General features: G+C 65.1%; 20 protein-coding genes. 8 read left to right on the top strand and 12 right to left on the bottom strand.

Translation table 11 applies throughout. The annotated features are described in order from the left end of the window. Nucleotides 1-2 precede the first annotated feature (2 nt). Together JDV75_RS08355 and JDV75_RS08360 are read left to right on the top strand one after the other, a co-directional pair. The gene (locus JDV75_RS08355) at nt 3-1,382 is read left to right on the top strand and encodes an acyltransferase family protein (protein WP_198738803.1); all 1,380 of its coding nucleotides are present in this window, start codon (nt 3-5) and stop codon (nt 1,380-1,382) included. A 70-nt stretch (nt 1,383-1,452) separates the two neighbouring features. Beyond that, on the top strand, nt 1,453-2,430 hold the full coding sequence (locus JDV75_RS08360) for an SGNH/GDSL hydrolase family protein (protein ID WP_198738804.1): 978 nt from the start codon (nt 1,453-1,455) through the stop codon (nt 2,428-2,430). A gap of 68 nt (nt 2,431-2,498) precedes the next feature. On the opposite strand, the gene JDV75_RS08365 is transcribed toward JDV75_RS08360, so the two are convergent. Next, nucleotides 2,499-2,666, bottom strand: coding sequence for a hypothetical protein (locus JDV75_RS08365; RefSeq protein ID WP_198738805.1), 168 nt, complete (start codon nt 2,664-2,666; stop codon nt 2,499-2,501). 780 nt (nt 2,667-3,446) lie between these two features. Here JDV75_RS08365 and JDV75_RS08370 point away from each other — a divergent pair. Further along, a complete protein-coding gene (locus tag JDV75_RS08370) occupies nt 3,447-4,379 on the top strand; it encodes an SGNH/GDSL hydrolase family protein (protein ID WP_255520536.1) in 933 nt (310 codons plus the stop codon). Between the two features lie 150 nt (nt 4,380-4,529). On the opposite strand, the gene JDV75_RS08375 is transcribed toward JDV75_RS08370, so the two are convergent. Both JDV75_RS08375 and JDV75_RS08380 read right to left on the bottom strand, forming a co-directional pair. Next, entirely contained in the window at nt 4,530-5,765 is a 1,236-nt protein-coding gene (locus JDV75_RS08375) for an FAD-binding domain-containing protein (protein WP_198738807.1), read from the bottom strand. Next, a complete protein-coding gene (locus JDV75_RS08380; RefSeq protein ID WP_198738808.1) occupies nt 5,752-7,251 on the bottom strand; it encodes a succinic semialdehyde dehydrogenase in 1,500 nt (499 codons plus the stop codon). The genes JDV75_RS08375 and JDV75_RS08380 overlap by 14 nt, the downstream gene beginning before the upstream one ends. Before the next feature lie 12 nt (nt 7,252-7,263). On the opposite strand from JDV75_RS08380, the gene JDV75_RS08385 reads away from it, so the two are divergent. The 4 genes from JDV75_RS08385 (at nt 7,264) to JDV75_RS08400 (ending at nt 11,146) form a co-directional block, all read left to right on the top strand. Next, a complete protein-coding gene (locus JDV75_RS08385) occupies nt 7,264-8,031 on the top strand; it encodes an SDR family oxidoreductase (RefSeq protein WP_198738809.1) in 768 nt (255 codons plus the stop codon). Beyond that, nucleotides 8,028-8,963 carry a Sir2 family NAD-dependent protein deacetylase gene (locus tag JDV75_RS08390; protein ID WP_232958370.1) on the top strand — a complete coding sequence of 312 codons (936 nt, stop codon included), beginning with the start codon at nt 8,028-8,030 and terminating at the stop codon, nt 8,961-8,963. The genes JDV75_RS08385 and JDV75_RS08390 overlap by 4 nt, the downstream gene beginning before the upstream one ends. Then, a complete protein-coding gene (locus tag JDV75_RS08395; RefSeq protein WP_198738810.1) occupies nt 8,963-9,886 on the top strand; it encodes an endonuclease/exonuclease/phosphatase family protein in 924 nt (307 codons plus the stop codon). Before JDV75_RS08390 ends, JDV75_RS08395 begins: the two co-directional genes overlap by 1 nt. Before the next feature lie 738 nt (nt 9,887-10,624). Continuing rightward, nucleotides 10,625-11,146, top strand: coding sequence for a general stress protein (locus tag JDV75_RS08400; RefSeq protein ID WP_198738811.1), 522 nt, complete (start codon nt 10,625-10,627; stop codon nt 11,144-11,146). Between the two features lie 70 nt (nt 11,147-11,216). On the opposite strand, the gene JDV75_RS08405 is transcribed toward JDV75_RS08400, so the two are convergent. The 6 genes from JDV75_RS08405 to JDV75_RS08425 form a co-directional block, all read right to left on the bottom strand. Further along, nucleotides 11,217-11,978 (bottom strand): DUF389 domain-containing protein, encoded by a 762-nt coding sequence (locus JDV75_RS08405; RefSeq protein ID WP_336244315.1) that lies wholly within the window; start codon nt 11,976-11,978, stop codon nt 11,217-11,219. After that, a complete protein-coding gene (locus JDV75_RS11975) occupies nt 11,966-12,163 on the bottom strand; it encodes a hypothetical protein (protein WP_232958371.1) in 198 nt (65 codons plus the stop codon). The genes JDV75_RS08405 and JDV75_RS11975 overlap by 13 nt, the downstream gene beginning before the upstream one ends. 286 nt (nt 12,164-12,449) lie before the next feature. Continuing rightward, nucleotides 12,450-13,817, bottom strand: coding sequence for an ABC-2 family transporter permease (locus JDV75_RS11980; RefSeq protein ID WP_232958372.1), 1,368 nt, complete (start codon nt 13,815-13,817; stop codon nt 12,450-12,452). Further along, nucleotides 13,814-14,497, bottom strand: coding sequence for an ATP-binding cassette domain-containing protein (locus JDV75_RS08415; protein WP_198738812.1), 684 nt, complete (start codon nt 14,495-14,497; stop codon nt 13,814-13,816). Before JDV75_RS08415 ends, JDV75_RS11980 begins: the two co-directional genes overlap by 4 nt. Before the next feature lie 51 nt (nt 14,498-14,548). Beyond that, nucleotides 14,549-15,181, bottom strand: coding sequence for a response regulator (locus JDV75_RS08420; RefSeq protein WP_198738813.1), 633 nt, complete (start codon nt 15,179-15,181; stop codon nt 14,549-14,551). Beyond that, nucleotides 15,178-16,377, bottom strand: coding sequence for a sensor histidine kinase (locus JDV75_RS08425; protein ID WP_198738814.1), 1,200 nt, complete (start codon nt 16,375-16,377; stop codon nt 15,178-15,180). Before JDV75_RS08425 ends, JDV75_RS08420 begins: the two co-directional genes overlap by 4 nt. 384 nt (nt 16,378-16,761) lie before the next feature. On the opposite strand from JDV75_RS08425, the gene amn reads away from it, so the two are divergent. Continuing rightward, on the top strand, nt 16,762-18,207 hold the full coding sequence (amn, locus tag JDV75_RS08430) for an AMP nucleosidase (RefSeq protein ID WP_198739094.1): 1,446 nt from the start codon (nt 16,762-16,764) through the stop codon (nt 18,205-18,207). Between the two features lie 58 nt (nt 18,208-18,265). Here amn and JDV75_RS08435 read toward each other — a convergent pair whose 3' ends face one another. The 3 genes from JDV75_RS08435 to JDV75_RS08445 form a co-directional block, all read right to left on the bottom strand. After that, the gene (locus JDV75_RS08435; RefSeq protein WP_198738815.1) at nt 18,266-19,594 is read right to left on the bottom strand and encodes a hypothetical protein; all 1,329 of its coding nucleotides are present in this window, start codon (nt 19,592-19,594) and stop codon (nt 18,266-18,268) included. 120 nt (nt 19,595-19,714) lie between these two features. Next, entirely contained in the window at nt 19,715-20,047 is a 333-nt protein-coding gene (locus JDV75_RS08440; RefSeq protein ID WP_198738816.1) for a hypothetical protein, read from the bottom strand. Between the two features lie 39 nt (nt 20,048-20,086). Next, the gene (locus JDV75_RS08445; RefSeq protein ID WP_198738817.1) at nt 20,087-20,332 is read right to left on the bottom strand and encodes a hypothetical protein; all 246 of its coding nucleotides are present in this window, start codon (nt 20,330-20,332) and stop codon (nt 20,087-20,089) included. Between the last annotated feature and the right edge of the window lie 8 nt (nt 20,333-20,340).

Here is a 20,340-nt window from a genome sequence, read left to right on the forward strand (position 1 = left end):
CCGTGACTTCCACGCGTGAGGAGGCTGAAGCCGGACACCTCGTGACGCCGACCGTGCACCGGAGACCCAATCTACCGAGTCTGACCGGTGCCAGGTGGTGGGCGGCCGCTGCGGTATTCGTCCTGCATGCCCTGGTATTTCTTCCCGTCTACCCGTTCCAGACCGGCGAGCTGTTCGCCACAATCCACCGCTACGTCCCGATGCAGCTGGGTAGCGCGGGAGTCACCTTCTTCTTCATCCTCTCGGGATTCCTGATCTACTGGTCCAACAGTGGTGTCCGGGGGCTCGGCAAGATCCTGTACTACTGTCGCAGACGCATCACCAAGATCTATCCCATGCACCTGTTGAGCATGGTCCTGTTCATCGCGGCCTCCGCTTCGGTCACCGGCGCCGGTGTGAACCTGGCGATGGATCTCTCCCGGCTGGAACTCTGGCTGCCCAACGCCCTGCTCATCCACACGTGGAACCCCGACTGGGCCGTTCTCGGCGGTATGAACGTACCCAGCTGGTCGCTCGGCGCGGAGATGCTCTTCTACCTGTCCTTCCCGGTCCTCGTCCCGTTGGTCAACAGGGTCACCGGGCGCGGCAACTGGGTGGCGTTCGGTGCGTTGTTCCTGATGTCGCTGTCCGCGATCATCGTCATTCATCTCTACGCGGGGGGTTCCAAATCGACCGAGAACTTCTTCGTCCCCAGGCTCTGGCCGGACACGAATGTCTCTCCCGTCGCTGATGTCCACGCCGATCCGGTGTGGTTCGCGCAAACCGCTATCCCGGTGGATCACACCTACTGGCTCTCCTACTATTTTCCGTTGACCCGCCTCGTCGAGTTCTACCTGGGTGTTTTCGCCGCGAAACTGGTGTGGGAGAAGCAGTTCACCAACGTGTCCATCACCTGGCCGCTCGGCCTGCTCGCCCTGTCCTACGTGGCGACGTGGTTCGTGCCGGTCGCCTTCAAGATGAGTGTCGTGATGTCCCTCCCCATGACCATCGTCGTCGCCACGCTCGCTGTCCGGGACATGAGGGGCGTGGCCAAGGGCATCGGTGGGCCCCGGATGGTCCTGCTCGGGAACATTTCTTTTGCGTTCTACATGGTGCAGTTCCCCGTGATGGTGTTCATCCAGCGGTACTTCATCGCCGGAACGGCGCACGGATTCTGGGGTTGGGTGGTCGCGGCCGCCGCGAGCTTCGTGCTCTCCTTCATCCTCGCGTGGCTCATGTTCACCTTCGTCGACGACCCACTCATGAAGGCGACCGCCGGAACGCGGAAGAACAGGAGGCCCCGGAGCACGATCCCCAACGACCGGACGAACGTTCTGCGGAGGGACCTCATGGTGCTCCTGGGCAAGGCCCCCGATCCGAGGAAAACGAGTGACAGAGTCTGACGAGATCACGTCGTCGCCCGAATCACATAAGATTTACCCCGAAAAACAACCTGAAAACTGGAGTTATCTGATGCACCTACGCCGTCTACCCGCTCTCGCCGCCACCCTGTGTATCGGGACCGTGCTCGCCTTCACCGCTGCGCCGGCTACCGCCATCGGGTCTTCCGGTGGCGACATCGGAACCTGGAACCGGGTGACCACTTCCTCACAGAATCGTCCGGACGTCAGAGCGCCCGAAGGTGGTGCGAAGGTCCTCGTGTTCGGTGACTCGCACACCGGCGGTGTGACGGCCCCGATGTACGCGGACACGCGGGGATGCCTGCATTCCACCCGGAGCTGGCCCGCCCAGCTCGGGGAGAAGATGGGTGTAGCCGCCAACGATGTCCTCGACGCCTCCTGCTACGGCGCATCCCTCGACGCCGATGGTCTGACCCTCGCCGATCAGGTCCGCTACGCCGAGGCGCTCGGAGGTCTCGGCACCCGCACCACGGACATCCTCATCCAACTCGGTAGCAACGATGACTGGTCCCGCCCCGGACTGACTATGTTCACCTCGCAGAGGAACTGCGCCTCGGATCTCATCGGTAGCTGTGGACAGCGAGGAGTCGATCGCGGACGGTTCATCAATCCGGACGCCGTGACGGCGGACGCCTACGTCGCCCGGGTGAAGCCGGTCATCGATTATCTCCGCTACTATGCGCCGGGAGCCAAGATCCAGCTGGTGAGCTACGTCCGCCTCGCACCGGAGAATGGCCGCGACATGTGCCTCAAGGTCGGCCCGGCGAACAGCGTCATCCCGGAGAGCTGGCCGCTCGCCGACGCCTACCGAAACCTTGTTGTGGCACAGCGTGAGGCAGCCCGACGGCTCAACCTCGGCTTCGTGGACGTGGATGCGGCGACCGCCGGACACAGTAGCTGTTCCGGTGACTCGTGGGTGACCGGAACGCTCGACGGATCGGACCAGTTCCGGAACTTCCTCATGTGGCATCCGACGGCAACCGCCAACTGGGTCACCGCCGACCAGGTCCAGCGTACGCTCAGGAACTGACGGCTCTCCGAGCGCGTAAGAACTGATCGATCAACTCCCCGACACCCAAGGAACGACATGAAACACTCTCACCGCATTCTCGTCTCCGGCACCATCCTGGCGCTGACCCTCGGTTTGACCGCCTGCAACGACGACTCGGGCAAGGACGAATCGGAGACCACCACATCCACCAGCTCCACGACGCAGAAGAGCACGGAGACATCAACGACGGCTCCTGCGCCCAAGAAATCCACCACGGAGAAACCTGTTCCTGCGCCGGCTGAGCAGCCTGCAGAGGCACCCGCCTCTGCGCCGGCTGAGCAACCTGCAGAAGCGCCGGCTCCCGCTCCGGCTCCTGCGCCTGCGCCTGCACCCGCGCCTGCACCTGCTCCCGCGCCTGCGCCTGCACCTGCACCTGCTCCCGCTCCGGCTCCTGCGCCTGCACCCGCGCCCGCGCCTGCTCCCGCTCCCGCTCCGGCCCCTGCGCCTGCTCCGCCGGAGCTGCCGGGTGGCGGCGATGGTCGCCCCGGGTACTGACAGTTGTAGTTCACGCCCATCGTCATCGGCCGTTTCCCGTGTAGGGGAGCGGCCGTTTCCGTGGCTCTCTTAAGTGCGGTGTCCACGCCTGAGGGTGGTGAGTATTTTCTCACCAATGTGACCGATTCGGCGGTTTCGGATCGGCCAGGCGGAGTCTTTCGGAAACCCGGCGAGTTCCTCAGGAAAACGTGCCGGTTGGGTATCAAACCGTTGACGGTGGGTGTACTTCATGCACATACGGAATACCGAAGGTCGCACGTCGGGAAAGTCGGGTTCGGACGATGAGGAGAATCTGAGCCGTGTGCTAGTTTTGAGGTGAAAATGGGGCGCCAGAGGTACTGCTCCCCGCATCCCAATGCTGCTATAGGTTCTGGCAGGTCCCTGACGGAGGGTGCGCCTTTTCCGGGTACCGCCAACCACCCGCATTTAGGGAGCTTTCGTTGTTTTTCCCACGCATCACACTCCGTCAGATAGTGCCCCTCATGGTCATTTTCATGATGATGGCCACAGTCCAACCGACTACCGCCCAGAGTGTCACCGGATCATCGAGCTTGTCCGATGCCGGTTCGCTCAATCGATCAATTACGTCTTCACGCACTATTCCCACAACGCGGGCACCTGAAGGTGGTTCGAGGATTCTGGTGTTCGGCGATTCCCATACCGTGGGTGTGACCGGCCTGATGGCTATGGATGAGCACGGCTGCATACATTCTCCACACAGTTGGCCGAACCGACTCCGGGAGTTCCTGGGACTGGAGCAGAACGATCTCATCGATGCTTCATGTTGGGGAGCTGACCTCGCTGAAGGTCCCGGGCTGCCGCTGTCGGACCAGGTTCGCCACGCGGAGTCCCTCGGTGGTATCGGCACGCGGACGAGCGACATCTTCATCCAGATCGGCTTCAACGAAGGCTGGAGCAACCCAGGCCTGCCAATGTCCAGGACCGCGACCACCTGCATGGTGTCGCCACTCCTCGGTTGCAGCGATCAGGCGGTCGGATCCGGTCTGATCGGTGACCCCGTCGCGGTCACGGGAGAGGCCTTTACCGCACGTATCAAGCAGATGATCGAGTATCTGCGTTACTACGCGCCACTGGCACGTATCCACCTTGTCGGATACCCGGAGATCGTGCCCGGCTGGAGCGCCGACATGTGTGCGCGTGTGGGTGAGGCGTACATCTTCCGACCGGGCACGGGAAACCTGGTTCAGACATTCCGCAACCTCCGCTCGGCTCAGCGATCCGCTGCGGACCAACTCGGGCTGGACTTCATCGACCTTCATGCCGTGACCGCGGGTCACAGCAGCTGCAGCCCGGACCCCTGGTTGACCGGATACATCGATGGTCGGGGGAATCAAGGTCTGGTTCCGTGGCACAACACGGAATTCGGGCACCGGGTTGTGGCGGAAGAAATGGTGCGGGCCATCGGGCGCTGACGCCGGCGACTCATTTCCCTGATTCCGGTGATGGAGGCACCGAGATTTCCGGGATGACCTGTCCGGAGCCTGCACGTTTCCGGGATCAACCATGTTGCCGCAGGCGTCGCGACGGGCATCTGGCGCAACTGTCGCCGGTCTGCCTGACCCTCAACGGACCTCCTCGTAGCGTGCCAGCGCGTCGCGGCGCTCCTCCGCGTGATCGACGATCGGCACCGGATACTCCGACGGAAGATTGCGTATCGCGTGGATGTCACCGGCCGGAACGCCCCGCAACTCCGGGACCCAGCGGGTGATGTAGCGGGCGTCGGGATCGAACTTCTTCCCCTGGGCCATCGGATTGAACACCCGGAAGTAGGGGGAGGCGTCCGTACCCGTGCCGGCGCACCACTGCCACGAGTGCTGGTTGCTGGCCACGTCGAAATCGACCAGATGCCGGCGGAAGTGTTCCGCTCCCGCCTGCCACGGCAGGTGGAGATCCTTCGTGAGAAAACTCGCCACCAGCATCCGCACCCGGTTGTGCATCCAGCCCGTCGCCGCGAGCTGACGCATCCCGGCGTCCACGATCGGGAAACCCGTCCGGCCCCGGGCCCACAGGTCGAACTCCGAACCGGACTCGTTCCACCGGAAACCGGCGAACCGCGGATTCACGTCACTGTGCGCCGTCTCCGGGCGGTGGTGGAGGAAATCGGCGTAGAACTCGCGGAACACCAGCTCGCGGGCGAACGCCTCCTTGTCATCCTCCGGCGCATCCGCGACCGCCAGTGTGGCCAGCAGACTCCGCGGGTGCAGGGCACCCACGGCCAGCCACCCCGAGATCCGTGACGTACCGTCGATCGCCGGGATGTCCCGGTTCTCCGCGTAGCCGTCCAGCCGGTCCCGCAGGAATCCGCACCAGTCCCGCCACGCCCGGGTGACCGGCAGCCCGTCCTCGCCCGGGAGGCCACCCACGGGATCATCGGCACCGTAGTCGCACCACGCCCGGTAGAACGGCGTGAAAACCTTGTAGTGCCCGCCCTGCCCCGTGCGCAGGATCCCCGGATCGACGGCGTACGCGGACCCGGCGGCCTCCATCACACCGGGGCCGAGGGCGTCCGAGACCGCCCGGTCACGGGCCAGACCCGACGGCGTGAAGTCGGCGCTCACCCACACCTTCGCCGGGTTCAGCCCCGGAATCACCTCGCGTGGATCGCCGTCGAAAACCTCCACCGTGCGGTGCGCACGGACCTCATCCAACGCGGCGTCGACGAGCGCCCGCTGGAAACCGTTCGCCGCAGGCTCCCGCACCACGACGACCCGCGCGTCGGGACCGCCCGCCGCCAGAGCCGGATGATCGTGCAGGCGGAGATCCCGGCGCAGCCAGACGATCCGGTCAGCGCAGGACACGCTTGCCCCAGCGCAAAGCCGTCGACATAACGTCCGAGAACAACTCCCGGTCGACACCGGGCGGACCCGACACCGGCATGAGGTGCTGCGTCGCGACGGTGCGGGTCTCCGTGTACTTCGTCAACCCCACCGCCCCGTGGCGTCGACCCAGCCCCGAGGCCCGCCAACCACCCATCGGGGCGGCGACCGAACCCCACGCCGCGGCGAAACCCTCGTTCACGTTCACGGTGCCCGCGTGCAGCCGCGACGCGATGCGGCGGCCCGTCGACGGAGCCGCCCACACACTGGCATTCAGCCCGTAGGTGGTCTCGTTGGCCCGTTCCACCGCCTCGTCGACGCTGGCGACCGTCTCCAGGAACACCACCGGGCCGAACACCTCCCCGTCATACAGCTCCGCGTCCGGTGGCACATCCGTCAACACCGTCGGCGCGTAGAACGTCGGCCCCAGGTCCGGCAGCGGACGGCCACCGGCCAGGACCCGGGCGCCCCTCGACACCGCATCATCGACCATCGACCGCACCCGCTCCAGGTGCCCCTCGGAGATCAGGCAACCCATGTCGACGTCCCAGCCCGGACCCGCACCGACCGTCATCGACGACACCTCCGCCAGGAATCGGGCGGTGAAGTCACCCGCGACCTCCTCGTGCACGTAGATCCGCTCCACGGAGATGCACAACTGGCCCGTGTTCGCGAAGCACGCCTGCCGCGCGCCGCGCGCCGCGCGCGCCAGATCGGCGTCCGGGGCGACGATCAGGGGATTCTTGCCCCCCAACTCCGCCGAATAGCCGATCAACCGCTCCCCGGCCTTCGCACCCAGGATCCGGCCCGTCGCCGTGGACCCCGTGAACATCAGGTAGTCACACTCGTCGGCGATCGCTCCGCCGACCTCCTCGCCAGCGCCGGGCAGCACCTGGAACAGCTCCGCCGGCAGACCCGCGGCGGACAGCAGCTCCGACGCCTTGAGCGCCGTCAACGGCGTCGCCGAATCCGGTTTCAGCACCACCGCGTTGCCCGCCAGGAGAGCGGGTACCGCGTCGGAGACGGCCATCGACAGCGGATAGTTCCACGGGGAGATCACCCCGACCACGCCGACCGGTGCCCGCTCCACGACGGTGCGCGTCAACACCGGCAACGCCCCCTTGACCCGTTCCGGCGCGAGCAGCCCGGCCGCCGCGAACGCGTAGTGCCGCGCCGTCACCGCCACATCGAGCACCTCATCGAACGCACTGGCCCGGTTCTTGCCCGTCTCCGCCTGGATCAGATCCAGCAGCTCGTCCCGGTGCGACAGCACAAGATCATGGAACCGCAGCATGATCGACTTCCGCTCCGACACCGGCGTGGCGGCCCACACCGGCTGCGCCCGTCTCGCCACGGCGAACGCGGAACGGACATCCGCTCGCGTGTGGCCCGTCACCTGCCCCACCGTCCGACCGTCCGCCGGACAGGTGATCGTGATGGCAGCTGCAGTTGTGGAGGAATCAGTCATACACTCAAACCTATGGGAAACATCTTCATCTCGGGCGGCGCCCAGGGAATCGGGGCAGCCGTCGCCGGCCGCTTCCTCCGCGAGGGCTGGACCGTCGGGGTCTACGACATCTCCGTCGACGGCCCCGACATCAGCGAGGAACAGGGCGGCACGATGATCAGCGGCCACCTCGACGTCACCGATCCGGACAGCTGGGACGCCGCACTCACCGAATTCACCGCCCACACCGGCGGACGGCTCGACGTGCTCGACAACAACGCCGGCATCATCGCCGACGGGCACCTCGCCGGGATGGATCCCGGACACATCGCCGCACAGATCAACGTCAACTGCCTCGGCGTCACCCTCGGCGCCCGCGCCGCGCACCCCTACCTCGCAGCGACACCCCGGTCGCATCTCGTCAACATGGCCTCCGCGTCCGCGATCTACGGACAACCCGACATCAGCGTCTACTCCGCCACCAAGTTCTACGTCGCCGGTCTCACCGAGGCGCTGAACCTCGAATGGCACGACGACGGAATCCGCGTCGTCGACCTGTGGCCCCTCTGGGCCAAAACCAGCCTCGCCGACGTCGACGCCGGATCCGTCCGCCGCCTCGGCGTCAACATCACACCCGAGGCCGTCGCCGACATTCTCTGGGACGCCGTGCACCCCACCAACCGTCTCACCCGCGCGAAGGTGCACTACGACGTGTCCACCACCGACCGCATCATGCACACCGCCCGCGAACTCACCCCCCACTGGATGGGGAAGATCGTCACCAGGCTGGTCGCCGGTTGACCAGCTTCACCCCGGACATCGCCCGCATCCACGACTCCGCACTCCGCTCCATCTCCCGCGTCGTCCGGGAGACAGCGCGACCCACGCCGCCGGATGACGCACTGACCACCACCGCGGAGGCACTGCGTCGTGGCGGGGCCCTCGTGCTCACCGGCGCCGGGGTGTCCACCGACTCCGGGATCCCCGACTACCGCGGACCCGTGGGGTCCCTCACCCGCGGCCGGCCGATGACCTACCAGGAGTTCCGCCACGATCCCGGGGCGCTCCACCGCTACTGGGCCCGCAGTTTCATCGGCTGGCTGCGCATGGCCGGTGCGGAGCCGAACCGCACCCACCACACCCTCGTCGAACTCGAACGCGCCGGGCTGATCACCGGGATCGTCACCCAGAACGTCGACGGTCTCCACACCGCCGCCGGGTCCCGCACCGTCATCGGACTGCACGGTGATCTCTCCGTCGTCGTCTGCCTCCGCTGCGGGAACCGAGAACCGCGCCCCGACCTCGACCGCCGTCTCGCCGCGGCGAATCCGGGATACCTCGAGTGTGCCCGGGCCGTGGGCACGGGGGACGTCCGCCCCGACGGCGACATCGACCTCACACCGGACATCGTCACCCGTTTCCGGCTCGTCGGCTGTACCCACTGCGATTCGAGACTCCTCAAACCCGATGTCGTCTACTTCGGCGAACCCGTCCCGACCGACCGGCGTGCCACCGTCAACAGGCTCCTCCACGACTCGCGTGCCCTCGTCGTCATGGGCAGTTCACTAGCCGTCATGAGCGGATACCGCATCGCGCTCGACGCCGGCCGCGCCGGAATTCCCCTCATCGTCATCAACGGTGGCCCGGGGCGCGCCGACACCCGCGCCGACATCCTGTGGCGTACGAGTGTCTCCGACGCATCCGACCTGATCCTCGACGCTCTGGAGCTGTGATGCGTATCCTGTCCCTCTGCATCCTCACAGCGGCTCTGGTCTGGGCGTTCCTGCCCGGGAACCCGACCACCACCTGGCCCGTCATCGCCCACCTCACGGCATTTCCGGTCGTGATCGGCGCGGGATTGGGCGTCATCGGTGCGGTCGGTGTGCCCCTGCGGCGTTTCCGGGCTCTGCCCGTCGCGGGCGCGGTACTCGTCATAGCCGGTGCGGGGAGTTTCCTGCCCGTCCAGCGGCCCACTGTCAGTGACGCGGGAGTCGGCGGGGAGGGGGAACTCGTCGTGCTCGAGTGGAACACCGGCGATTCCGTCACCCCGGAGAACCTCGCCGCCCTCGTCCGGGACATCCACCCCGACATCGCGGTTCTCCCCGAGTATTCCGGTGAGGTTCCTGCCGGCTACCGGTCCTTCGTCAGCGGAGGGACACCCGTCACGGTCCTCACCGCAGAGGGGCTCGGGGACTACCGGACCACAGAGGTCCCCGGGTCCTCCCGTGTCACATTCGGCACCATTCACGTTTCATCCGGGCACCCCGGGACAGGGAAACCGGATGTCATCGGTCTCCACACCGCGCCTCCACTGCCTGGTCTCATGGGCCGGTGGCGCGGTGATCTGGGAGCCGTCGCCGCTCTCGCCGCGGCGAACCCCGGCGCCCTGATCATCGGTGATCTCAACGCCGTGCTCCGGCACGGTGACCTGGCGCAGATCGACACGCACACGGATGCGGTGGCCGCCGCACCGATCTTCGGTGGAGGAACATGGCCGACCTCCCTCCCCGGATGGGCACGTTCACCCATCGACCACATCCTCATCCCCGACGGATGGAGTGTCGTCGACGGTGGCGTCCACATCATCGGATCCGGGCAATCCGATCACGCTCCCGTCGTCGCACGTGTACGGCGGAGACAGGAATCGCTCCCGTAACCGTCGGGGGATGTGCGGACCGGTGCCGGGGTGGAACCGGTGAACCTTCGGGACAATGCCCGATACCGGGGCGCATCCGGTTCCAGCGCGGACCGCGTCGGCAGGTGTCATCCCACTCATCCGTGGACCGGCTGATGGTGGCGGGGCCGTCGGTGTGGCGGTTTTGCTGAGTTTCAGTCGAACCGGGGAAGTTTGTTCCGCCCTGTCACGGGACTCCGGTCCATGATTCCGGTGCGTGCGCTCTCCGTGGTCGGGCCCGGCGGACCGACGGGATCGGGATGTTGTGGTGCCGGACACCGATCTCCCGACGGATAGGTGGGCGGTTGACGGGCATTCGCTGAGTGAAATTAACCTGGATGAGCGAAACAGTGAGAAAAAACTGATAAAAAATGAGGGGTTATCAGTATAAAAAATACAGAAGATTTGTGGAAAGTTTGCCTGATGATCCTTATCATGAAAAACGTATCCAGCGGTCGCAGATGTACTAACACTACTTCTGGCCGCGATAATGGGTGCAATTCTGTATCTTCCGACGTTGCTGTTGGACGGAATCGGATGTTTTCCGCTTTCATCGTTCCGGTTGGTGGCCGCCGACAAAACTGTGCCTGAGAGCATGGCCGGAGAACAGCGCGCATGGTCCATTCACCGAATGGGTCCGATCGGTTCGGAGGTTTCCCCTGGAGGAGCTGTTCCGGGGCAGACATTTATCGAGAACTACCGAGATTGATGGAGGACAACATGAGCCAGGAAACAACGAACATCAACCAGGGTGAGGTTGCGGTATTCGACTCGCTGGAGGCGGCGACCGAAGCGGTCAGGAAGCTCGGTGAAGCTGGATTCCCCATCGAACATGTTTCCGTGATCACCCAGAACCTGGAGAGCACGACTGAGGTTCACGGATTCATCAACGGCAAGGATGTCGCCAAGTCCGACGCCAAGTTCGGCGCCTGGTTCGGCGGTATCTTCGGCCTTCTGTCCGGGTCGGCTCTCCTTCTGGTTCCGGGTGTCGGGCCTGTCGTGGTCGCCGGTTCCCTCGCGGCGGCGCTCGCCGGTGGTGTCGAAGGTGCGGCCGCCTTCAGCGCACTGGGTGGTGTGGTTGGTGCGGTCACCGGCCATTTCGTGGCCAAGAAGCATCTGCCGAAGCTCACCGAGCACCTGACGGCGGGTCGTTTCCTGCTGGTCGCACAGAGTGCCGATGAGGCCGACCTGGAACGCGCCCGTGAGATCCTCGGCGCCGACAACCTGGTGGAGACCTCCTAGGATTCTCCTTCTGCGGCACGAGGTCGGCGGGTCCCGGGAGTGGTACGACCACCCCGGGGCCCGCCCCGTCTCAGCCCACCGCCGGTCCACCCGTGACGTGGGCACGCCGGAACCACAGGGTGATGATTCCCGCGACGAGAACCCCGGCGATGTTGATCAGGAGCTGGAGTAGCGCTTCCCCGGACCTGCTCCAGTCACCGTTGACTGCGGCCAGTGCACAGAAACCGGCCGCCGGTACCGTCGTGATGGAGATGAACACCCCGACAAGTGCGGTGGATTTCCGGGAGGTCAGGGCGAGCATTCCGGCCATTCCCGCCAGGAGTGCCACGATGAGTGAATAGGGGCCGACCTGATAGACGAAGGAGACACTCCCCAGGTCGTCCAGTGAATCCCCGGGGAGAATTCCGGCGCTCCGAGCGAGGAGCGCGGATAATCCGGTTGCGGCGATCCCCACCGGGAATCCCACGGTGATAGCTGATGTGGCCTCGGCCGCGAGTTTCCGACGTTGTCCCACCACCGCAACCGCGAGACCCGCGAGAGGCCCGAAATCCGGGCTCACCACCATCGCCCCGACGATGAGAACCGCTGAATGCGTTATCACACCTATCGCCGCCAACAGGCACGCGATGACGAGGAATATGAGGAACTCGGGATTGAGTTCACTTCCCTCGTCGGTCTCTTCAATCAGTTCGTCCCACACGAGAGGGTCCGCACCTGAGTCTGCGGTGACATCTTCACAGGCCGCGTCGACCGTCCGCGACACCACGAGATCGATGTCACGGAAACTGATCTCACCAGACTCATCGACACCGAGTTCCGTCAGATCGTCCACCAGGGGCTGGACGAGTCCCCGGGAATGACGGCCTCGATGACGTCCCCGGGTGGTGAGAGCGCGGCGTCGCGGGTCCGGATCAGATGGGTGACACCGCGAACGTCGCTGAGCAGATCAATCACGGGGGCGCTCTGCGCCCGGGTGCAGATGACCCTCAGTACCGTGACGTCACCGCTCGATTTCATGGGACCCCACCATCCGGCTCATGCCGGTGACTATACCCAGTTCCGTGGGCTGCAACGGTAGACACTGGCCCGGGGTTCCTCAGTGATCACCCGCATCGGTATTCAGCCACGGGTCCCGGTGGACGGGCACCAGACTGCACAGTCCACCGGTGGTGGTGGGGTCATCGACACAGGCACCACTGCTGTCCGGGACAGACGGGCACGGACCCCGGTGCCGCCACCACGGGGAGAGACCGTGCCGTTCCACGACGAGGTCTGTCCGCACGGGGTCAGCCTGAGGTGCCGCTCACCGGGAAGCCGCCCGACTCAATTCCCGGTGCGCCAGCCCGGTGGACACGGTGAGCAGTAGGGCGCCCAGGACCAGTGCCACGGGGAGGCGGGCACCGGTGGCCGTCAGCGGCCAGGCGGGCATCGCAGGCAGCCAGAGCGGTGTGTCGGCCAGCACTGATCCGCCGAGTGTGACGGACAGGACCGTGAGGAACACGGTCGCTGCGATCACCGCGCCTGCCCCGGTACGGACGCAGAGGGCCAGAGCCGCCGTGACCATGACGGCCCCGACCACGACCAGCAGCCCGGTCACGCGCAGGATCTCCGGGAGCGGCGTTCCGCGCAGTGCGAGGACAGCGCCGGTCCCGAGTCCCACGGCAGCCACCAGTACGTCGAGCCAGACGATGACACCGGGGATCACCCGCCGTGTCCGGCAGACGGTGATCCACCATGCGGGCTGCAGTGCGGTCCAGGTGACCACGGCCGCGATTCCGCAGCCCAGGGGCAGGATCAGGTGCACCGCGAGGTCCGCGGTCCACGATCCGGCGACGGCGATCAGCGCCAGCGCCGCGAGAGTGAGGGGGGTGAGTGCGGTGCGGAGCAGCGTGTGGCTCAGTGCCGCGCCTGTCGACGCCCGTCCCTTCCGCAGGTCTGCGGCGGGTTCGGCGGCCCAGGTTCCGGTGTGTGATGTGGCCGTTGTGGTTGATCTGTCGGGCCGGGTGCGGGGTGTCCCGATGAACACGTACGCGGTGGCGGCGAGGACTACGAACACCAGGCAGAGGACCGCGGCGAGGGTCGGGGATTCCGTGGTGAGTGGATCGCCCGGGTCGAGGGGGACGGCATTGGAGTGGACACCGAGGACCGGCAGCATGATTCGTACCGCCCACGTCGGTGGAAGGAGGAACCACAGCGGATGTTCCGCCGTCAGCGTGCCCGTCAACTGCCACACCACCGCGACCAGGAGGGCCGGTATCAGGCCGATCCACCGGCTGATCACACCGAACAGTGCGACGACCCCGGCGGCACCGATCCAGGCACACACCCAGGCCACCGGCATCAGGAGAGTGCCGAAATCGCAGGCGAGCATGGCCGCCAGGATGATCAGCAGGACGATGAGGCGTCCGCCCCGGATCAGGCGCGGTGACACCTGCCGGATCCCCGTCCCGCCCTCCCTGCAGGACTTCTCCCGTTTCTCCGGGAGGCCGGACAGCAGTGCCATGAGCGGTGCCGCCATGCCGGTGACGTAGAGCGCCTGCCAGGCGCCGCGGCCGGCATCCGAGTAGCTGGTGAGGATTCCCATCCCGGCGAGCGCGAAACCGAGGAGCGGAAAGTAGGCGACGGTCGTGTTCTTCGTGCGGACGAGTTCCGCCCGGATCACGCGGATCATCGGATCGCCGTGAGGTCGAGGAACCGGGACTCGAGTTCGCCGGCCGGCGCGAAGGCGTCGAGTGGGCCGGAGTAGGCGGCCCGCCCGTCGTGGAGCACGGTGATGTCGTCGGCGGTGCGGGCGATCTCACCGAGCTGGTGTGAGCTGATCAGCACGGTCCCACCGGCGTCGGCGTAGCCGCGCAGGAGTCCCCGCAGCGCGACGGTGCCCTCCGGGTCGAGGCCGTTCTGTGGTTCGTCGAGAAGCAGAATCTGCGGTCCACCCAGTAGGGCGACGGCCAACGCCAGGCGGGATCTCATGCCGGTGGAGAAACTGCGCACCTTCTTCCGACCCGTACCGGTCAGGCCCACGACCCCGAGAACCCGGTCGATCTCGGCGTCGTCGAGGCCGAGGAGCAGGGTGTGGACGCGGAGGTTGTCCCGCGCACCCAGGTGCGGGTACAGCGCCGGCCCGTTGACCGAGGCACCCACCGACGCCCGGTCGACCTCCACCGTGCCACCGGCCCGGTCCTCGAGTCCGAGGATGATCCGGAAGCACGTGGATTTGCCCGCACCGTTCCGGCCGACCAGGGCGTGGATCCGGCCCCGCTCGACGGTCATGCTGAATTCGTCCAGGACCCGCTGGCCCCGGTAGCTGATGGAGAGGTGGCGACACTCGATCGCCGGTTCGTGGTTGCTCATGACACCAGTGAAACGTCGGCCGGCCGACGGCACATCCGTCGCGCGGGGGAATCAGAGGTGCAGCTCGTGGTCCCTGGCCCACAGAGCGAGCCCCACCCGGTCCCGGGTCCCCGTCTTCGCCAGCAGACGGGAGATGTACGTCTTCACCGTGGCCTCCCCGATGTGCAGCTCGGTGGCGATCTCGGCGTTGGTGCGGGCCCGGGCGATTCCCGCCAGGACGTCCCGCTCGCGGTCCGTCAACGGCTCCGCGGGTGGGGTGGGTGTGTGTCCGCGGAACACCCGCAGCACATAGTCCGTGACCCCCGGGGACAGCACCGACGCCCCGGCGTCCACGCGTCGTACGGCGTCGATCAGCGCTTCCGGCCCGCAGTCCTTCAGGAGGAAACCGTGCACACCCGTGGTCAGGGCGTCGCGGACCAGCTCGTGCGCTTCGAACGTCGTCAGCATCAGCACCCGGACTCCCGGGTGCCGCGCCAGGATCTCGCGCGCCACACCGATCCCGTCGACCCGTGGCATCTGGATGTCCAGCACCGCGACATCGACCCGGTGTGCGGCGACCGCCTCCAGGGCCTCCGCGCCGTCGGCGGCGGTGGCGACGACCTCGATGTCGGGTTGGGTCGACAGGGTCATCTCCAGCGCCTGAACCACGAGCGGCTGATCGTCCGCGAGCAGTACCCGGATCACGGCGCCACCACCGGGAAGCTGGCCGCCAGGTGCACGTGTGCCGGATCGGACACATCCACATCCAGGGTCCCGCCGAGGTGCTCCACCCGCTCGCGCACACCGGTCAGGCCGGCGCCGGAATGCCGTGTCCGCCGCGGAACCGGGCCGCCGGCGCGACTGTCCACCACCACGACGCACACGACATCGGTGACCTCCACGGTGAGTGTCACGGTGCTGCCCTGGCCCTGGTGGCGCAGCACGTTCGTCAGCGCCTCCTGCACCACCCGGCGCAGCGTCAGGCGGACAACCTGCGAGTCCGAGACCTCGCCCTCCGGCAACGGCGCCTCGATCGTGAGCCCGGCGGACCTGAATTCCCCGACCATGTCCCGGATCCCGGCCATGCCCGTCACCGACGTCGGCGGAGAATCGTCGCGCAACGTCCCCACGATCCCGCGCACCTCCTCGAGGGCCTCCGAGCTGACCTTCTGGATCGTCGACAGGATCTCCGCCCGCCGGTCCGTCGCCCCACCGCCGAGCATGACACCCGCCCCGGCCTGCATGTTGATCAGCGTCAGGCTGTGCGCCAGCACATCATGGATCTCCCTCGCGACACCCGCACGCTCCCGCTCGCGCGCCGCCTCCTGCTCCGCCACCAGGTGCCGCTCCGCGGACCGTGCGCTGCGCGCCGAGACGAACACAAGTCCCAGAACCAGCCACTGCAGCGCGACCCAGCTCGCCGCCTGCACACCGGTGGCGCGCTCGAAATGATCGGGTGTCCACCACCACAGCAGCGGGGAGAAGAAGCACCAGACGGCCTGAATTGTGGTGAAAACACCCGGGACGAGCAGATCGGAGCAGTACCGGGCCGTCGAGTACACCACCATCGGCACCGCGACCAGGAACGGACTGATACCCAGGTTCGTCGGCAGTGCAGTGAACCAGTTCACCGTCCATGCCACGGTCAGGACCGTCAGCGCGATCGCCGCCGGAACGACCCGGCTGCGCCACACCGCGAACGCGGGGACGAAGAGAACCGCGAGCACAACCTCGATCAAAGCCGCCGGGCCTGGCATTGTTCCGGACAGTGCCACGAGCAGGTGAAACACCGCCAACATCGCCGCCAGCGCAGCGAACACCAGGTCAAGACGCCGGAGCCGGTTGCCGGTGATGCCCGTGAGCTCCGGTCGGTGGGTGGATGGTGCCGGTGTGGTCCCCATGGCCGAAAGTCTAGGCGCGCCGGTGCGGGCGGTGATTCGTACGGTGCGGTGCGTCGGCAGGGAATGAGCGGTGTTTGGGTCGCCGGAAATGTCGTCGGTGCGTGCGAACCCGGTGGGAGAACGGAGAAAACCCAGGTCGGTGTCCATCACTGGTGGGTGTTAACACGCACCGACGATACCCAGAGGGCCGGCTGTTCACCGCAGGGCCCGCGCGTGGCTACCACGTGAAAACGTGTCGATGATGGCGGGAAAACGCCTGTTCACTCGTTTCGTCGATGGGTGTTGACACGCACCGACGACATGAACGTGGCTCTGAACCGGAGGGGGTACCGGGCCCCGTCGACCGTGGCTAGTCTGGGCGGCATGGAGACACGGTCAACGCAGATGCCCACCGGATGGATCACACACGACTCGGTCGAAGCAGCCGTCGACGACCTGATCAGACGCTACGACGCCGCGGTGGAACTCGCATGCGGGATCCTCAACTCCGGAGAAACCACCGACGGGCCGGCCGACTACAGCCGCTACAGCGACGTGGTCTATCCCAAGCTCGTCGTCGAGGTGGAGTCCTGGCGCCCCATCGACCGCACCGAACCCTTCGGCTACGTCGACCGGGCGGGACGCTACGCCGCGACCGTCTCCCGCCCACGGCTCATGCGCCGCTACCTGACCGCCCAGCTGGACCGCCTGACCACCAACTATCCGTGCACGATCTCCACCGGTCCGTCGGAGGTGCGTATCCCGCCGGAGTACCTCTCCCTTCCCGCCGACTGCCCACCGCCGCCGCGTGTCCACGATGACGCGGGCGTCATCCCGCGACCGAGCCTCGACGACGTGCACGACGGGATCATCGACGGGTCCTGGGACGTGTTCCACGATTCCGAGATGCCGTTGTTCCACTTCTCGCCCCAGCGTTTCGACATCGCCTGTGAACGCATCGAGCACTACACCGGCATCGGTGTCGAGGGCGTGCAGAAGTACATCCTGTTCACGAACTACGCCATGCACACCACCGAGTTCGTCCGCTACGCACTGTCGGAGCTGGCGAACCCCGAATCCCGCTACACGGAGCTCCGTCTCAACGACGGTCGCGTGCTCCGGCGCGGGGAGGTCGACGGCGTGGAGCTGGAGACGCTGCTCGGGCCGTCGTCACGCCAGATGCCCCGCTACGATCTCGCCGCCGAGGACAACACGGGCGTGACGATCATCAACATCGGGGTGGGGCCGTCGAACGCCAAGACGATCACCGACTGCCTGGCGGTCCTCCGGCCCGAATGCTGGATCATGATCGGCCACTGCGCTGGCCTCGACGGCCGCATGCGCATCGGCGACCTCATCCTCGGCAACGCCTACCAGCGCCGGGATCACATCCTCGACGACAGGATCGGTCTCGACATCCCGATCCCCGCGGTGCCTGAGGTGCAGCGTGCGCTGGAGAAGTCGGTGAACGCGGTCTACGGCGACAATCACTCTCTCATGCGCACCGGTACGGTCATGTCGACCGACGACCGGAACTGGGAATGGCACACGTCCCGGGATCTGTGGCGGATCCTGCGTGGCTCCACGGCGGTGGCCGTTGACATGGAGTCAGCGACCCTCGCCGCCAACGGATACCGCTACCGGATTCCCTACGGCACGCTGCTCAGCGTCTCGGATCTTCCGCTGCACAACGTGCCGAAGCTGCCCGCCGGCGCCCAGGCGTTCTATTCCTCATCGAAGGAGGCGCATCTCATCTGCGCGATGCGGGCGATGGAGAAACTCGCCGCCAAGCCCGAGAAACTGCACACCAGGAAACTGCGGCGAACGATCGGGGAAGTGCCGATGCGGTAGATCTTTCAGCTTAGTCCGCATCGGAAATTCGCCAGTTCTGGTCAGTGCCGTTCTGTATTTATTCGAGCTTTTCAATAGAAATAGGAGAAATAGGGTGTGTTCCCGATTTTATACCAGGTATGGGCATCGTGCGGAATGTTATGTAGTGGTCTTTTTCGACGTGTCGAGGTTCTGGTGACCAGATGGCCTCATCGTTGTTCCATGGATCTACGGGTGCGGCCACAATGTTGCCGATCTTATACGCACTGATTTTGCGCTCGGGAGCGGATTCATCTCCCGTTAGTATTTTTTTGTGTATAAATATAGGTGTGGCATATTTCCGAGAGCTATCATTGAATTTGACGGCTGCACTTCTAAAACGTTTGTCGGTTCCAACGTGAGATGTTGTTACACAAGCTTTTTCAATGTAGAAGTCACAGTCTATTAGTACCTCCCCGTTCATTTCAAGGGTTTTAAACTCCGCACCGTCAATAATCACTCGGGGACCGGCAAAATGACAGCCGTTAATGTTCAGGTCCTTGAAGTGGGTGTTGCTTGCATAAATCGCTCTGTGAAATGTGCTCCCCCATACCTCAAAGCCAGCCTCGAATTTACATCCTTTGAGGTGTAGTGGGCAGAAAAATTCTGATTGTTGCAGGTAGAAATTGCAGTTTGACCAGCTATTTTTGAGTCCTGTATCACGGTTTTCGTTTTTGACGGTGTGGTTCCGGATGATTCCAATGGCAGCAGTTTGTGATATCTCTATCACTTTTCGTGCTATTTTCGTATCCTCTTTTTGGACTATTTCCTCACCCTCTTTTTGGGGCATTTCCTCCTCTGCTGGCACTCTCAAGCACGATGCCCGTATGAAACTGCAGATTGTGTCGACGACGCGTTGATTGAATAACTCTGGTCTTTTATCGGCGATGGAGGCGAGTGAATTGAGGCCTGCAATGTGATCCATCGCTGTATCCCGGGAGAGCAGCTCGACAGAATTGATGAATTTATCTTCAAGCTTGGCGATCTCTCCGCTTTCTTCTGCGCGTTCTTCTTGTTGCCTTTTTCTGTAGGCGATCGTCAGGTAGACGATACCTGCGGCCCCTGCAACGGTGGGCAGTACAGCAGAGACCAGTGTGGCAAGTATGTCTTTATCGGTGGAAGGCGATATGGAGGTACACAGACCGGACAGTAGAGGTGTCGTGAAACAGGATTTGTCACCCGAAATCCCGAGGAAGGATTTCCAGATGAATAGGGCGAAAAGCAGGACCCCGGCACCGAAGATGACATTGATGATGACGGTGACGAGGAGTGGCTTCCTGCATGTGAGAAGACTGACGACAGTCCGCCAGGCTTTAGCTAGGGTCTTCTGCGCGTTCTCGTTCAGGCCGTCTGGCGTGGAGTCGGTCATGTGCACCATCCCTGCAGTTATGGATGCCTATGCCTGATAGGCGTATAGCTAATAAGCTAACAGTAGGGGTGGATAACGGCTACCACGTGGCGCGGGGGCAGTTGTCGGATGCTGCGCCGATCAGCGCAGGTTGACCCCGGAGGAACCGAACAGGCCCTGTGTGACCTCGTACAGGGCACCACTGGCGATCAGGCCGAGCATGGAGGCCTGCGCCCAGGCGGGTGTGCGTCCGTCGGTGGGTGGGAAGAAGATGTCGCGGATGATCGCCTCGTAGTTCGACGAGGTGTACGAGCTCAGCTCCGAAGTGGCGGTGTCGAGGATCTCCCGGGAGTCCCGGTACTCGGGGCTGCCGGGCTCCGGTGTGGGCCAGGGGTTGGCGCCGGCGGGGGCGGCGAGACCGAGGGCGAGGACCCCCGTGGCTACTACGGAAGCGGTGATTCGACGAAGACGCATCGGGGGCTCCTCAAAAAGGGAAGGGTTGTGATGATGTTTCTACCGGAGAATGACTCCGGAGGAGCCGAAGATACCCCCGGTGAGAAGGAAGAAGATCGACCCGATGAGAGCGCGGATCTGTGCTTCCGGGCTACCCGGTGCCGGCGTATTGCTCGAAGGTGCGCTGATCTGGGCGGAGAGGGCCGCGATCGGATTGTCGATCGGCGCGGCGGTGGCCGGAGCTGCGACGGCGGTGCTGATCGCGCAGGCGACGACGGTGGCGGCGATGGTACGGCGGAGTTTCATGATGTTCC

The organism is Corynebacterium meridianum (assembly GCF_016342265.1).
Classification (GTDB): domain Bacteria; phylum Actinomycetota; class Actinomycetes; order Mycobacteriales; family Mycobacteriaceae; genus Corynebacterium; species Corynebacterium meridianum.

What these genes read in the sequence shown, in the direction of transcription:
- JDV75_RS08445 (WP_198738817.1), bottom strand. Translation starts at nt 20,332, where the DNA reads ATGAAACTCCGCCGTACCATCGCCGCCACCGTCGTCGCCTGCGCGATC.
- JDV75_RS08400 (WP_198738811.1), top strand. Translation starts at nt 10,625, where the DNA reads ATGAGCCAGGAAACAACGAACATCAACCAGGGTGAGGTTGCGGTATTC.
- JDV75_RS08360 (WP_198738804.1), top strand. Translation starts at nt 1,453, where the DNA reads ATGCACCTACGCCGTCTACCCGCTCTCGCCGCCACCCTGTGTATCGGG.
- JDV75_RS08385 (WP_198738809.1), top strand. Translation starts at nt 7,264, where the DNA reads ATGGGAAACATCTTCATCTCGGGCGGCGCCCAGGGAATCGGGGCAGCC.
- JDV75_RS11975 (WP_232958371.1), bottom strand. Translation starts at nt 12,163, where the DNA reads ATGAAATCGAGCGGTGACGTCACGGTACTGAGGGTCATCTGCACCCGG.
- JDV75_RS08415 (WP_198738812.1), bottom strand. Translation starts at nt 14,497, where the DNA reads ATGAGCAACCACGAACCGGCGATCGAGTGTCGCCACCTCTCCATCAGC.
- amn (WP_198739094.1), top strand. Translation starts at nt 16,762, where the DNA reads ATGCCCACCGGATGGATCACACACGACTCGGTCGAAGCAGCCGTCGAC.
- JDV75_RS08440 (WP_198738816.1), bottom strand. Translation starts at nt 20,047, where the DNA reads ATGCGTCTTCGTCGAATCACCGCTTCCGTAGTAGCCACGGGGGTCCTC.
- JDV75_RS08395 (WP_198738810.1), top strand. Translation starts at nt 8,963, where the DNA reads ATGCGTATCCTGTCCCTCTGCATCCTCACAGCGGCTCTGGTCTGGGCG.
- JDV75_RS08370 (WP_255520536.1), top strand. Translation starts at nt 3,447, where the DNA reads ATGGCCACAGTCCAACCGACTACCGCCCAGAGTGTCACCGGATCATCG.
- JDV75_RS11980 (WP_232958372.1), bottom strand. Translation starts at nt 13,817, where the DNA reads ATGATCCGCGTGATCCGGGCGGAACTCGTCCGCACGAAGAACACGACC.
- JDV75_RS08425 (WP_198738814.1), bottom strand. Translation starts at nt 16,377, where the DNA reads ATGGGGACCACACCGGCACCATCCACCCACCGACCGGAGCTCACGGGC.
- JDV75_RS08380 (WP_198738808.1), bottom strand. Translation starts at nt 7,251, where the DNA reads ATGACTGATTCCTCCACAACTGCAGCTGCCATCACGATCACCTGTCCG.
- JDV75_RS08435 (WP_198738815.1), bottom strand. Translation starts at nt 19,594, where the DNA reads ATGACCGACTCCACGCCAGACGGCCTGAACGAGAACGCGCAGAAGACC.